The 14,629-nt window shown below is 34.5% G+C and carries 11 protein-coding genes and 1 pseudogene; 2 read left to right on the top strand and 10 right to left on the bottom strand.

Going from position 1 to position 14,629, the window contains the following annotated elements:
• Window positions 1-180: 180 nt before the first annotated feature.
• Window positions 181-264, top strand: a pseudogene (locus QZ138_RS11375) (hypothetical protein); the annotation flags it as partial.
• Window positions 265-303: 39 nt separating this feature from the next.
• On the top strand, window positions 304-432 hold the full coding sequence (locus QZ138_RS03565; protein WP_292886302.1) for a hypothetical protein: 129 nt from the start codon (window positions 304-306) through the stop codon (window positions 430-432).
• 109 nt (window positions 433-541) lie between these two features.
• On the opposite strand, the gene QZ138_RS03560 is transcribed toward QZ138_RS03565, so the two are convergent.
• The 10 genes from QZ138_RS03560 to QZ138_RS03515 form a co-directional block, all read right to left on the bottom strand.
• Entirely contained in the window at window positions 542-1,333 is a 792-nt protein-coding gene (locus QZ138_RS03560; RefSeq protein ID WP_292886300.1) for a tetratricopeptide repeat protein, read from the bottom strand.
• A gap of 52 nt (window positions 1,334-1,385) precedes the next feature.
• Window positions 1,386-2,753 (bottom strand): MATE family efflux transporter, encoded by a 1,368-nt coding sequence (locus QZ138_RS03555; protein ID WP_292886297.1) that lies wholly within the window; start codon window positions 2,751-2,753, stop codon window positions 1,386-1,388.
• A gap of 46 nt (window positions 2,754-2,799) precedes the next feature.
• Window positions 2,800-3,600 (bottom strand): hypothetical protein, encoded by an 801-nt coding sequence (locus tag QZ138_RS03550; RefSeq protein ID WP_292886295.1) that lies wholly within the window; start codon window positions 3,598-3,600, stop codon window positions 2,800-2,802.
• Window positions 3,597-4,292, bottom strand: coding sequence for a hypothetical protein (locus QZ138_RS03545; protein WP_292886292.1), 696 nt, complete (start codon window positions 4,290-4,292; stop codon window positions 3,597-3,599). The genes QZ138_RS03550 and QZ138_RS03545 overlap by 4 nt, the downstream gene beginning before the upstream one ends.
• Window positions 4,293-4,538: 246 nt before the next feature.
• The gene (locus tag QZ138_RS03540; protein WP_292886289.1) at window positions 4,539-6,974 is read right to left on the bottom strand and encodes a RyR domain-containing protein; all 2,436 of its coding nucleotides are present in this window, start codon (window positions 6,972-6,974) and stop codon (window positions 4,539-4,541) included.
• A gap of 96 nt (window positions 6,975-7,070) precedes the next feature.
• Window positions 7,071-9,326 carry a RyR domain-containing protein gene (locus tag QZ138_RS03535; RefSeq protein WP_292886286.1) on the bottom strand — a complete coding sequence of 752 codons (2,256 nt, stop codon included), beginning with the start codon at window positions 9,324-9,326 and terminating at the stop codon, window positions 7,071-7,073.
• A gap of 58 nt (window positions 9,327-9,384) precedes the next feature.
• Entirely contained in the window at window positions 9,385-10,152 is a 768-nt protein-coding gene (locus QZ138_RS03530; RefSeq protein ID WP_292886284.1) for a metallophosphoesterase, read from the bottom strand.
• Window positions 10,145-10,291, bottom strand: a complete 147-nt coding sequence (locus QZ138_RS03525) for a hypothetical protein (RefSeq protein ID WP_292886282.1) — start codon at window positions 10,289-10,291, stop codon at window positions 10,145-10,147. The genes QZ138_RS03530 and QZ138_RS03525 overlap by 8 nt, the downstream gene beginning before the upstream one ends.
• Complete coding sequence (locus QZ138_RS03520; RefSeq protein ID WP_292886280.1) at window positions 10,288-13,800, bottom strand: Hsp70 family protein; 3,513 nt, start codon at window positions 13,798-13,800, stop codon at window positions 10,288-10,290. The genes QZ138_RS03525 and QZ138_RS03520 overlap by 4 nt, the downstream gene beginning before the upstream one ends.
• Before the next feature lie 29 nt (window positions 13,801-13,829).
• The gene (locus QZ138_RS03515; protein WP_292886277.1) at window positions 13,830-14,624 is read right to left on the bottom strand and encodes an FHA domain-containing protein; all 795 of its coding nucleotides are present in this window, start codon (window positions 14,622-14,624) and stop codon (window positions 13,830-13,832) included.
• Window positions 14,625-14,629: the final 5 nt, after the last annotated feature.

The raw sequence follows: 14,629 nt of genomic DNA, 5'->3' as shown, positions 1-14,629 counted from the left end.
GCACACAACATCAAAGAGACCACAACGCAGCAATCAACATCTTAAACGAAGGGTTAAAAACACTAAAAACAGAACCTAGGGGACCTAGGGGATAGCTTAAAATATTTTCCATTCATATAGAATGGATTACCTAAGAATCTCCGACCTCTACAGTTCGGAGAGGTTCAAGCAGATAATTTCATAAGGCAGTCAAGCGACGGATATGCAAGCGTTTTAAATGAGGATACTGACAATATCTCTCATGGTCAAAAGCAGCTTTTAACAATAGCCAGAACAATACTTTCAAAAAAAGAAATCCTAATTTTGGATGAGGCAACATCCAGTGTCGATACAAGAACAGAAAAGTTAATTCAAAAGGCGATGGACAAGCTGATGGAAGGAAAAACCAGCTTTATCATAGCGCAGGCTATCAACAATAAGAAATGCAGATAGAATTATTGTAATTGAGAATGGTGAAATAATTGAGCAAGGAACTCATGAAGAGCTTCTTGCCCTTAAAGGATATTATTACAATACGTTAAATGCCCAATTGAAGGAAAATCTATAATGAGCATTCATCCCAAATCTTTTTAGACTTGTCATCCAGCTCTTCAATGTCATTCGCTTCACGGAATGCCTTACTGGCCTGGCCATATTTCTGCCAATCATAATATGTGTATGCCTTTCCCTTTAAGGCTCCAAATGGATCATCATCTAAAACTGAATCATAAACATTAATTGCATCATTGAACTCCTTATTTAATCTGTTAACATTTGCAATCGCTAATTTTGATTCAACATTATCTTCTAAAGCCAAAGAGCAGAAGAACTCTTCAACTGCTTCATCATACATCTCCAAGTTGGTCAATGCCACTCCTTTAAGATAGTAAGCTTCATAATTTTTATTGTTTAAATCAATTGACTTGTCACACAGCTGAATAACACGGGAGTTTATCTCATAAGCTCCATCCACATCATCGGAATCCACTTTATCAAGTTTCCTTCTTGCCACTCGAAGGTATTCCTCATCCCTGTTCAGTGCAATTTTTGCATCACGTGAAGACTGTTTAATGAAGTCAGGAACTCCATCAGGATTGATGACTTCATCCTTAAATTTTGACAAATCATCAGCAAAATCTGAAAAATGATTAATAACGGTTTCACCAAATCTCTGAACATCCATATCATCAAGATTTTGTTTGAATTCATCAGAATCAATTTCTTTTAACACTTCAGTTGTTTCATCCTTTAAATATCCAATTCCATCATATATTGATTGAACGAATCGAGATTCAAAAACAACCTTATCATTGCTGCGTCTGTTGACTTTAATATCTTCCCAATCTTTAGACATTTTAATCACTATGATAAAATATTGCAAAAATAGTATAAATAATATATGTAATTTAAGATGAAAAAACTCTTTTTTTAAATTTCATATTAAAAATCCAAATAAAAACAAAACCTATAATTGAACCCATATTCATTCCAATGATTGCTCCCAGATACACACCAAAAACGCCCATATTAAATGTTATCCCCATAATATAGGCCAATGCCATGCTCAATACCAGTTCCCGCAGAATTGTTATTGCAAGTGACTTGAAACCGGAGCCAACACCCTGATAGGTATAGGCTGCAGTTGCCCCCAAGGATATCAGAAAATTATAGAATGCCAGTAACTTCAATATTTCCGCAGAACGGCTCACCAATGCGGGACTGCCTGCCTGAATGTTGAATAAATCGCAAAGAGAGTATGCGAATATGAAAAACAATGCACAGATTGCAATTGTAATCGCCAAACCTAACAATGTCGAGTATTTGATTGTTTCATTGAAATTTTTCCAATTTTTTGCCCCATAAGCTATTCCCGAAACGGTTATTGTCGCAATTCCTATTGCCATAGATGGAATGAATGCGATTGTTATGAATCTCCATGCGATGGTGAATGCAGCCACTTCAGCAACTCCTGCAGTCACTATAATAAGATAGTTAAGGATAATTGCAACCAGAGCAAATATTATCTCTTCTGTTGAGGCCGGAAGTGAAACCACAAGGATTTCCTTATATATCCCCAATTCACGCTTGTAATTTGAGAATTTGAACTGGAAAAATGTGTCTCTTTTAACATATATCCAGTAAAACATCAGAAGGAATCCTAAAAATGATGCCAAAACTGTCGCAAGTCCCGCTCCGAATATGCCCAAATCAAGTCCATATATCATAATAGGGTCCAGAATCATGTTAAATATAGATGTCAAGACCAATGGGTTTGTCGCACGTGCCACATCACCTTCCGCCCTAAAGATGCTTGCGGCAACATTGGGTGCCAGAAAGACAATATTCAACAAAAAGATGATTTGGCCATAACTTAGGCAATATGTGCTGACGCTACCTGCACCCAACAATATCACCAAATCATCTAAAAAGAAAATACCTATCATTAAAACTATAAGTGAAACGACAACTGTTATAATTATTGAGTGCATAACTGCATTATTTGCATCATCAATCCTTTGAGCACCGACATATCTTGAAATCAATGAATTGGCATCTGCACCCACACCACTGCCCATGCCAATTATCACAAGATACAATGGTGAAATAAAACCTAAAGCGGCAAGAGCATCTGCATTGATGCCTGAGACCCAAAAACTATCAATAAGATTGTTTAAAAACATTAAAAACAGTGAAAATATTGTAGGAAACGCCAATTTGTTAATGGCACTGCGGGGATTTCCTCTGATTGATTCGATATTATCGTTAGCCTGCATCACTAATAGTATATGGAAAAAAATATTTAAGGATTATTAAAAAGAACTAATTTTTCTTTTTCTTGGCCAAATCTTCCAACTTATCGAATTTTCTGTCAACATGTTTCACTATAAGGGAAACTGTCAAAGTGGCCGTACCTACACAGGACAGTAAAAAACCGCTCCAAACCAAAAATATTGCATCGGCTTTACCCAGCCCAGTTTTTCCTAAAACGGTATAACCATTACTTGTAAATGCATTGGAAACCATGTTCAATGAATCAAGAGGAGAAACATCTTCAACAACAATAGTGAATAAGAAACTAATGAAAACAATTGAAAACAACAGTATTATTGTTATTCCTAAACTGTTGGTCTCGGTATATTCGACGAATTTGTTAAAGTAGACCTTAATGAAATATGCAAGGGTTATTAAATGTATTGCATCGATTATAACATAATATTCTCCCAAATACAGCACACCCAGTGAACCCAACGGGATTAATCCGAATAACATTATCTTATTCTTTAAAGAACCCCACTTAACATTTATCGCAAATAGCAGGGATAAAAGAATATCAAAGACAGAAAAGATTATCAAATTTTCATGCCATCCGACAACTGAATACAGGATATCAACAACAATCAGGACTATAATTACCAAATAAAAGACCTGTCTTATGGTCGATATCTCCTCTAGCGGGAAATATTCCAGAGGATTGAAAAGTCTTGAATTTTTAAGTGACTCAGATGATTTTAGTTTTATTAAGACAAACTTGCAAATCTGAACCAGAACGGAAAAGATTACTATAGAAAGTAAAACCATGCCCACAACAATCAATAATGTCATTATCCATTCATCCATCATTCATCACTTCCCTCTTCAATTATTCTTTCCAGCTTCTCAACCCTTTTGTTGAAATGCTTAATCAAGATAGCTGCGGTTAAAGAAGCTGTGGCCACACCAGAAATAACATAACCTCCCCAAACAAGGAACAGGCTATTGATCTTTCCAGGAATTGAGTTGCCTAAAACGGCATATCCATTACTTGTGAATGCATTGGAAACCATTACCAGGGCATCCAAAGGATTTTTACCTTCAGTCACTTGAGTTAGGAAAAAGCTGAATAATATAATGACAAACAGCAAAAGTATTGCCAGGGACAAACCATTTGATTCAGTATAAGAATTGAATTTGTCATAATAGTGCTTAACAAAGTACAAGAATGCCGGAACATGAATAAAGTCAACTAAACCGACCAACGTATATCCAAAAAAGAAATAACTCATAGATCCGAACGGAACTATTATTATCAGTAAAATCTTATTTTTTAGAGATGACTTATCCAATGTTATCGCAATATATAATGATAAACATATATCAAAAAATGAAAGATAAGGTACATCTGACTTTGTTGAAATCAATGTATATAAAACAGTGACAAAACAAAGGCTCATCAAAATAAGATAAAATACCTGTCTTAACGTATGAATCTCATCTTCCGGCAAAAATTCCTGAGGATTGAGATATCTGTTGTCGCTGTTCCTAATTTTATCCAAAATAAATACTCCAACAGCAGTTAAAACAATGAAAATAATTAATTCTACTGAAAATTGAAAAATTGGTTGATTGACTATATCCACTAAAATTCACCATTTATTATTTATGTAAAAATAATTATTTAAATATTGATACTTAAACATGAAAATCCCCAATAATTAAAATTTAACTTAATTATCAAAAAATTATACAAAAAAACATTAATAAAAATAAAATATAAAAAAAGAGAGTAAATTACACATAATTTACTCATTTTTAACTATTTTTAATCCAACGAACTCATCCGCACACATTTCCGGAAGATACTTGAAGGTATTCCTGTTCGCTTTCTTAACATTTTCATTAAGGTCCTTCCATTCCACGAAATTCCTACCGCCGGTTCTATCCAAATTAAGCTTAAGCTTATACCAGCTTTCATGCATCATTTTAGCGAAATGTTCGATTTCCTCTTTGGAAAACTTCTCGATAGGATCCCCTGAATCATTCAGAGGCACCAACTCATATCCCTTATGTTTTAATATTTTAACCAAGTGGTCCGCTTGCTTAAAATTGCAAAACTTGATATGCTTATCCAAATTATTAAATTCAAATTCACCACTGGAATCAACATCAAGCTTACCGTTTTCATAAAACTGATTCATTTTATAAGTCAATGAGCGAAGCCTGCTTCTGATGACCTTTAAGCCTATCTTATCCAGAAGGTTAGGAATATTTCTAATGGCTTCCTTATCCAATTCCTTTGTATCCTCATCAAGCTCATCCCAATCAACTAAATTGTTGCTGCGCTTATTTTTAGGGTCATCCACATCATTAAAAACCCAGCCGGTTCCTTCTCTTTCTTCACACCAGCTTTCATGTTCATAGACAGCCAAATCGTCAACATCATCCTCACTTAATCTCAAGATTCTTACAACCTTGCCTGAACGCTCAAGGATTTCCTGACGACTATCATAGTTATCATCTGTCTTTTCTAATTCCTCTACAATTTCTTTCAATTTGACCTTAAATTCTCTTTTATCCGCCTTTTCTTCATCGGTTTTGTGAGCTATCTCACAACCGATCATGCTTAATTTTTTTGGAATTGACTTGGCTTGGCGGATATTGGACATCTTGAAGCTTGGACTTAAATCCTCAAAGTTCTCGGTATCTTTAACTTTTTTGGTGTATTTCCTGATGTTTTCCTCATTTTTTTCACTTTTGGCCTCTTCCAGTTTTGCTTTTTGAGTTTCATGGTATTGCCTATTGACTTCAACGGCCAGCTTTTCGATATTCCTCATCAGCACATCCGGAGCCTGAATATCAGACATCAAAATATCCCTTTGAATATCATCTAAATCCACATCAGGGATGATTGTAAATCCTTCAAAGATCTTTCTAACATTTAAAACATCTTTGATGAAGTTTTCCTTATCCTCCTCAAATCCAAGACCCATAGAACCATTTCTTAAAATGTATCTGATATTGAAGCATGTGTCATTAATATTGACTTTAAAGTCATTTACATGATTTTTCTGCTTGTCCAAAACACCATATGGTCTTCTGTTCCATTCCTGAAGTTCATCACAGAATATTAATAGATAGGAAATAGGGGAATCATCAGGATCCATCCTTCCAAGCTTAAATGAGTCTCCTTGTAGCGTTTTATTGTAATAATTATGCAATAAGATAGCTGTAGCACTGTCTACAATCGGATAAAAGAAGAAATCCTTATTCTTATCAACATATTTTTGAATTAATTTACCATAAGAGTTCAATACCAGAATCGCTGAGAAATATCCATGGTCTATAAAGCCAACCTCATTCATATACTTAACAAATCTGTTCAAATGCTTTACCAGTCTTTTGAAATAATCATCATCAAACTGGAAGTCCAAGGCGATCTTATGGGCCATAATATCGGTAGGTTTGAATAAATCCAGAACCTTTGTACGGGTATACTTGCTTCTAAACCCTTCGGCATAATCATAAGGATATATCTTTGTAATGGAGTTGAATTCATTGAAATCAGTGAAATCAAAATGCGCATCAACATCATAATTAACAGAAATGGATTTAATTCCATCATCAATGACCTTATTTAACTGTTTTCCAATAATTTCAAAAGGATAACCTATATCGTGGAACAGGGACGCAACACCCCAGCGGTACAGAAATTCCTCATGGGAAAATTTGTCGTTTTCATCCCTATAATATTTAGTATAGTTTTTATTTTTGAGGATATACTTCTTAAAGCTGTGACGATAGTTTTTATTTTGGGCATAAATGGCCAAACCTAAAATGAATACGTTGACTGAATGAATGAAATGGTCCCTCTGCCTGTCAATTAAATCACCTGTCTTTTCCTCATACAATCTCATTATATCAACTAAATCCAGAAGAGTGTTGGGTTCGCTTATAAGGCTAGTGGAACTGTTTTCATCAACTGAACTTTTATCTTCAGGAGTGATTTGATAAATCATCAAAAAGGTTTCATAAACTTCATAAGCTGTGTAGGATGATTCATATTCTAAAAAAACATCAATAGCTGCTTTTAAAATACCTTTATAATCATGATAGTGTACATTATTCTGATTGTCATAAAATGCGATTTTATCATCATAAAGTTCAACCATGTTAAAGAAATTTTCGACATATTGACTTAAATTAGACTTCTTTTTAGTTTTACTATTCTTCTTGGCCATAATCCCACCTGTATATAGGTATATTGAAATTAATATTAAATAAATTTAAGTATATGATAAAAAACTTTGAAAAAAAAAGAAATAAAAAATTGTTAATTAATTCTTAACAATCTTTAAATCGACATTTCTACACATTTGAGGCAAGTTTCTGAATGTTCTTTTATTGTCGTCCTTGTTTTTAACATCCAGGACATCCCATTCCACCAGGTTTGGATTGAGTTTTTTGCTTTCATCACGAACAGGTGCAAATCTCCAACCCAAGTTAACCTTAAGTTTATACCATGCATTATGTTCCCTTTTGGCTAAATATTCAAGAGAATCTTCATCGAAATATTCAATGGCATCACCTGGGGATTTAGCGTCAACCACATCATATCCAAGTTCACCCAATATTTTCACCAGGAAATTAGCCTGCTTATAATTTGAATATTTAATATATTCCGGCAAATCTTCAAAGTCCTCTGTTGATCCATTTTTCTGCTGGTAGAACCTATGCATTTCAATTGTTAGGAGTCTGATTTTGGTTCTGACAATCTTCAAACCAATTTTTTTAACGAGATTAGGAATGTTTTCAACAGGATCAATATCATATTGCTGCACTTCAGGTGTGAGGTCATCCCATGGCACAAGGCAATCATGAATCAGATTTTCATCATCCCTGACTTCCCCATAAGTCCATCCCTGACCTATTTTCTCTTCACACCATTCATCATGCTCATAAATAGCTAAATCAAGAATTTCCTCTTCGGAAAACTTGTCTATCCCTTCACGCTTATCTGACACATCTGCAAGTTCACATCCAATCATGTTCAATTTTCTAGGGATTGACCTTGCCTGACGGATATTGGCCAGTTTAAGATGTGATGACAATTGATCAAACGGTTTGGTTTTTTCTATAAAGTCCTTTTCGGCATCAACATCAACTTCACCCTTCTCCTTTTTCTCATTAAACACCTTAGTTGTAGTTTCAATATACTGCTTGTGTATTTCCAGTGCCAAGTTTTCCACATTTCTAAGCAATGTGGAAGGAGCAGGGATTTCAGATTTGACGATTTCCCTCATGATGCTGTCATCTTTTTGCACATCAGTATAAATCAGGAAGTTTCTATCAAAAATACTTTGAATTGAAAGGATATGATTAATCAGTTCCTGTTTGTCTTCGGAAAATCCGAGACCCATTGAACCGCTTTTTACTATATAGTCAACTTCCAATTTTGAATCGTCAATCACCAATTTCAAGTCATTTACATGGCTTCTTTTCTTATCCTTAACTCCGAAAGGTTTTCTGTTCCATTCCTGAAGCTCATCACATAAAATCAACAGAAATGTAAGCGGACTCTGCAAAGGATGAAGTGCCGGCAAGTTAAACGGAGGTTTTTGCAACACGTTTCTATAATAGTTATGAAGCAGAATAGCAGTAGCACTGTCCACTATCGGATAGAAGAAAAAGTCGTGTTTTTTTGCAAACTTCTGAATTAAATATCCATAAGAGTTCATGACCAGAATTGCCGAGAAGAATCCATGGTCTATAAATCCACTTTCACCCATTATATCTACAAAATTGTCAAGGTGCTTTGTTACCTGATTCACATTGACATTTGAAAAGTCATTGGCAATCTTATGAGCCATAATGTCTGTTGGCTTGAACAGATTTAAAAATTTGGCTTCAGGATAATTTTTTGTGAATTCATCAGCAAAATTAGGGTCTATTTTTATAATAGTGTTAAATTCATTGAAATCCTTAAAGTCAATTGCTGTATCTGCACCATAAGTGCTTGAAATAGATTTGACACCGTCATTTATGAACTTATTCAATTGCTTTCCTATAATTTCAACGGGATAACCTATATCGTGGAACAGTGATGCGACTCCCCAACGATAGAAAAATTCTTCACGAGATAACTTTTTGTTAATCCTATAATACTTTTTATAAGGACTCTTAAGAATATATGTTTCAAAGGCTTCACGGTAGCTCTTATTTTGGGCATAAATTGCCAAACCCAATAGGAAAACATTTACTGAGTGTATGAAGTGATCTCTCTGTTTTTCAATTAAATCTCCGGTGTTTTCCTCATATTTCTTCATTATCTTTACCAAATCAAGAAGGGAGTTCGGTTCGTTTATAATAGTTCCCTCAGAGGATTTTTTAGACTTGTCTTCCGCTGTGATTTGATAAATCATGAAAAATGTTTGATATATCTCATATGCGTTGTAGGTAGTCTCTGTTTCTAAAAATACATCAATACCTGCCTTTAAAAGGCCTTTATAATTGTGGCCATTGTATTTATCATCATACAATACTAAACCATCAAAAAAATTATCGATATATGACTTCAAGTTGTTTTCGCTCATGTTTAACACCTTTAAATATTATCTATATCTTTTTTTTAAATAAATATTTTCAATTGAATCATTCAATTATGAATTTCAGTTGCTTCTGCACATCTTTAATATCATCAATCTCCATTGCCAAATCAATGTCTAAATATGTATTTACCTTTGTGGCAAAACTTGAAGACATGATAATCTGGTTTGCAAAAATCTTATAAGACTCTACCGGACTGTGGCCCACAACCATAACTTTCGAGCCTACAATCTCAAGGAACCTGTCGACATCATCTCTTGTATAATCTGTTGCCCTGTCATACCTATTCCACAAAAAATCATGCAAAATCGGACAGGAATGTCCGCTGTCAATAAGCTCATTAAACATTTCAATTGATCGGACCTTATCCGAAGGTCCCGAATGAGAAATGAATAATCCATTTGCAGTCTTGAGAAAATAAGGCATTGCCTTAAAGAATTTGATATAATTTGTGAGATGAGGTTCAATGCATCCTTTCATATAGGAAATGAGATTTTTAAATCCCAAAAGCAACGGCTTTTGATTTTTGTAAATTTCCCTATTTGTGATATGTGCCCACTCATGATTTCCGAGCAAAGTGTGAAAATTGGAATATTTTTCTGTCTTGGCGATTGCATCATCAAGAATCTCAACGGAACCGTCCGTATCCTCATCAATGCCATGAATCAAATCTCCACAAAAGACAATGTGAAAATCAGGGTCTGTTTCATCCCACATATTCAAATAATGACTGTAGTCATCAAAATTGCCATGCAAATCAGTTACGACAATCAGACGACCATGGTTGGGCAACTCAATTAACCTATCACACATCAGAACCCTCTTCTTTCATTAGTTTTTTGAGTGCCTTGATGACTTGTGATAAATCATCAGGATTATTAAAATCTAAAAATCCGCACTCATCCTCTTTATTGAGTATTACTGTCGGTTCAATGGAATTCCGGTTTTTCATAAAATCTCCCTACTGTCCTCACGTTCATCGAGCTCAAATAATGCATTGACCATGTCAAATAAAGCTTCAAAATCATTGAGATTTAATGCATCATGCGCTTTTTCAATTAACTCGTCTGCCAATTTTTCATTGTTTGTGTAAATTCCTTCAAGCTTTAGATTAAAAAAGCAATTGGTGATTACATCGTTTCTATTTAATGACACATATCTTTCAACCAAAGAAGCATGAATGTCTTTAAGTTCATTTAAATCCATATTTTCCAAATCATTGCCAATATCCCCTATGTCAAACAGATTTTTGCTTTTTACCATTTCAATCTTTTTGGCTACATTTTCCAAAAGCATCGAATATTCCAAATCCCCATTTGCCTTTTCAACAATGGATTCCAAATAATCAATGTAAATTTTAGCATGGTTTAGTGCAATTTTATCCCTTTGAGCTATCTCAAGCAGGGTTTCGATATATTTTTGGACCTCATACTCATTTATTAATGAATATTCATTAAGATATTCGATTTCATTCAGTAAATTTGAATATTGGTCCATCAATTCCCTCAAATCAATATCACTCCCTATATCAAATTCCCCCTTCAAAAATGGGACATTCATTCTTTCCCCATCAACACAGACAGGCGATTTCTCATCAAGCTCTCGCAATTCATCATTTTCATAAATCCTGATGCCATACTTTCGAGGAGGATTTCTAAGATAAAACAAACCGTCAATTTTTAAAGGAATCCTGATTGATGCAATTTCAATATCATATCCCAAATATGATGATTTCAAGTCATTTGAAAATACCTTTCCCCTTAAAATTCCATTCTTATGGTCTAAAAGAACTGATAATGCATCCTTTTTAATGTCAATATGGGGTTTTTCAAGATTTCCTGCATAAATTGCCCCACCTTTGGACACCACAGTCAGCGGATTAATGCTCGATTCCATTTCAATATCAAACTCATCGCGTATGAATTCCTGTACGATTGGACTGAGCGATGAACCGCCAACAAGAATAATCTTATCGATATCCCCATCATCAAGATGACACTGATCTAATAGATTTCTTGATACATTAAAAGTATATTTGACCAAGGACTCACTGATTTCCTTGAACTTATCTCTGGTTAAATTATATGTAAAGTCATAACCATCAAAAAGATTATTGACGCATATGTCTGTGTTATCAGTTTTGGTTAAATCCAATTTAGCATATTCGGCAGCATCCTTAAGTTTTGCAAAAACATCCACAAATTTCGGATTGTCCCTTCTAAAATCATCCAGATTCAAATCGCCGGATATATTAGGTCTGAAAAGGTCATTGACAATCTTCCAATCAAATGAATTTCCGCCAAGATTATCCAGTCCGTCGGTTGCAATTTTTTCAAGTTCCCCATTGCTATTTGCAATTATGCTTACATTGAATGTTCCTCCGCCCAAATCGTAAATCATCCAAATTCCATTATCCTTTTGAAGACCATAAGCAAGACCAACTGCAATCGGCTCCAATACAAGACTATGTGATCTGAATCCTGCAAGTTCGGCAGCATCATTAACCGCCCTTATCTTGATTGGATTGGAATTTGCAGGAACACATATTACGGCATGTTCAATATTTACCCCGGTTTCATCATAAACTGATACTCTTAAATCTTTTAAGACCTCTGCAGAAAGTTCTTCGGGAAACATCATCCTGGATGAATTTTCAAACTTAAAGGGAACTGAAAATCCCATGTTATGCTTAAATTCGCTAACTGCATTACTTTTGTTCTTCAATAGCGCATCTTTTGCGCTTTTACCAACTTCCACATCATCATTTTCATCAACAAACACTGCAGATGGAGTGAATTCCTCCCCAGTACTGTGATTTTTAATGACAACGGGATTTCCCTCATTATAATAGGATATCACAGAGTCGGTTGTTCCCAAATCTATGGCATAATCAATTGCATCAGCTTTTTCATCCGATTGTGTGAAATGCATCGTCATATTCTGTTTCCATAGTGACAGTTTATATGAATAATTTTTCCTAACCTCAGCATCCAAAATAACTGCAAACTCCATTAGGTTAGCGCTTTCAGACAAATCATTCAAACCTACCAAACGAATTGCCTCTATAACGATTTCATCAACCGAGCATGTCTTGAGCGTTGGAAGAATATTCTTATAAAGTCCTTGAATCTCCACATTTGATTCCATTAACTTTTCAAGCATCTCCACACTTTTAAACAGACTCCCATGTCTTTCCAAATCTATGAAAATCTTCCATAAATCGATATAATGAGAATATTTCCTTCTAATTGATGGGTTATATGCCATTGCTTCAGCCAACAGACTGCAAGACAAATGATAATTCCTTCCTTTAAGATTAACAGTGAACGCTTTTGAGATTAATTTCAAATCAGGCCTTTCGGATTTCCAAATCCTAAGCGTTTCAGAGTAAAATTTACGAACCTCATAATCCTTCAAAACTTCATTTTCCAATATTTCAATGGCATCATCAAGTTTATTTTCACATTTAGCAAGCCTAAATGCTTCCTCTATTGAATCGTTAATAATGTATTCACGATAATCCTCATCATAATCATAACCTGCACTTGTCGGCGATAAGTCCCGAACTGCCTCATACTCATCAATGGCATTTTTTACATCCATCAGCAGCTCATTCGCATCACCATACCGGTTATTGGGATTGAATTCCAGACATTTCAAAACGATTTCATCCAACAATTCACAAACATGTCCATTATAATAGCTTGGAGGTTTTAATTCATCAGCCCATGGCTTTAAATCAATCAGCTCTTCATTAGTATATTTTCCAACATCATACGGATACCTATTTGTCAGCAACTGATAAAACATGACACCTACAGCATAAATATCGCTTCTGGCCGATACATTTTTACTGAAAAGTTCAGGAGACATATATGGCCTTGTGCCGGCTATATCAATGTCTGAAATTGAAGTTGTGATTTCTTTTGCAAAACCAAAATCGGATATTTTAGTGATAATGTCACCACATTCATTGAAACTGAGCAAAACATTATTGGGTTTTAAATCACGATGAATTATTGGAGGATTTGCTGAGTGAAGAGTGTTTAATCCATTTAAAATCTGTTTTATTAAATCCAAACTGATTCCAATTGGCATGAACCTGTTAATCTCAGCATATGAATTTAAAAACTGCTCCAAATCCCCTCCTGAGACATATTCCATTACAAAGTAAGCATGGTTTTTTCCATCTTCAAAATTAGTTATTTCGGCGGCATCATAAATGCTTATGATATTTTCATGCCTTAGCTGACAGGCAAGTGTGACTTCATGAAAAACTTCTTTTTTATTGGTTGATACACTCAGTGGCTCCTTAATGATTTTCATAGCCATTAGAGTGTCTAAATAGTTATGGTTTACCAAATAAACCTTTGCAAATGATCCTTCTCCAAGAAATTTTTTAACTTCAAATTTGCCATTAAAAAATTCTTCAATTAGCTGTTTTGCCCCATCGAAGTCCACTCAAACCACCGATTAGATTTAAAATCTAATTAAAATGAACAATAAATGACTGCTCCGCCATTACCTCTAGATAATTTCAAAAATGAATTTGCCTTAAGCTTTGTTTCAATTCCTGTTGGGACTTTTCTATCGGCAATGTATGTTCCATTGGAACTGCATTCATCCAATATATACCATCCGTCATCCTTATGGAATAATTTTAAATGGGGTTTGCCAACATTTGAAACTGTAGAATAGCTATTATCTAAAAGTATGGTAAATGAAGCTAAGTCATTAGCATTAAAATTAGCTTTTCTTCCAATCAAGATTGTCTCATCCTTGTGAACCTTAAATGTTTTACCCTTATCCTCTCCATTGAAAATAGTTAAAACGCAATGTTCTCCATCGGAAAATCTTTGATTGGATTTATATAAATCGAAAAATGTAAGAAGCTCATCGGACAGGAAACTCACATCTAAAAAAAGTTCATCGAATGCATCTTCCTTTAATGTAAATCCTTTTACACTTCTGCGGCCTATTTTATTAGGAACCTCTTTTTTAACACTTACCTCTTCAATCATGTCTGATTCGACAAGCTGCTTCAAGTGTTGGCCCAACATTTGAGTAGTAATATTAATGTTGTAATTGTTTAAAAGAATTGAATTGATTTCACGGGAATACAATGGCTCTTTTTTAAATGTGCCCTCACTTGTTTTGTTTACTCTTTCAAAATCCCTTAAGATTTCCAGAATTGAAAATCTGACATTATTATTAACAGCCGCTAATTTAGTTGATAGAATTCTTGAATCTTCCTTCTCAAGAATAACTGTCTTTGAATCATCCATGATAA

It is taken from the genome of Methanobrevibacter sp. UBA212, from assembly GCF_905233225.1.
Taxonomy (GTDB): Archaea; Methanobacteriota; Methanobacteria; order Methanobacteriales; family Methanobacteriaceae; genus Methanocatella.
Note: the sequence above shows the minus strand (reverse complement) of the source record. Positions and strands in the feature narration are given on the sequence as shown.

Coding starts and splice junctions, on each gene's coding strand:
- QZ138_RS03560 (WP_292886300.1), bottom strand. CDS start 1,333: ATGTCTAAAGATTGGGAAGATATTAAAGTCAACAGACGCAGCAATGAT.
- QZ138_RS03555 (WP_292886297.1), bottom strand. CDS start 2,753: ATGCAGGCTAACGATAATATCGAATCAATCAGAGGAAATCCCCGCAGT.
- QZ138_RS03550 (WP_292886295.1), bottom strand. CDS start 3,600: ATGATGGATGAATGGATAATGACATTATTGATTGTTGTGGGCATGGTT.
- QZ138_RS03540 (WP_292886289.1), bottom strand. CDS start 6,974: ATGGCCAAGAAGAATAGTAAAACTAAAAAGAAGTCTAATTTAAGTCAA.
- QZ138_RS03535 (WP_292886286.1), bottom strand. CDS start 9,326: ATGAGCGAAAACAACTTGAAGTCATATATCGATAATTTTTTTGATGGT.
- QZ138_RS03530 (WP_292886284.1), bottom strand. CDS start 10,152: ATGTGTGATAGGTTAATTGAGTTGCCCAACCATGGTCGTCTGATTGTC.
- QZ138_RS03525 (WP_292886282.1), bottom strand. CDS start 10,291: ATGAAAAACCGGAATTCCATTGAACCGACAGTAATACTCAATAAAGAG.
- QZ138_RS03515 (WP_292886277.1), bottom strand. CDS start 14,624: ATGGATGATTCAAAGACAGTTATTCTTGAGAAGGAAGATTCAAGAATT.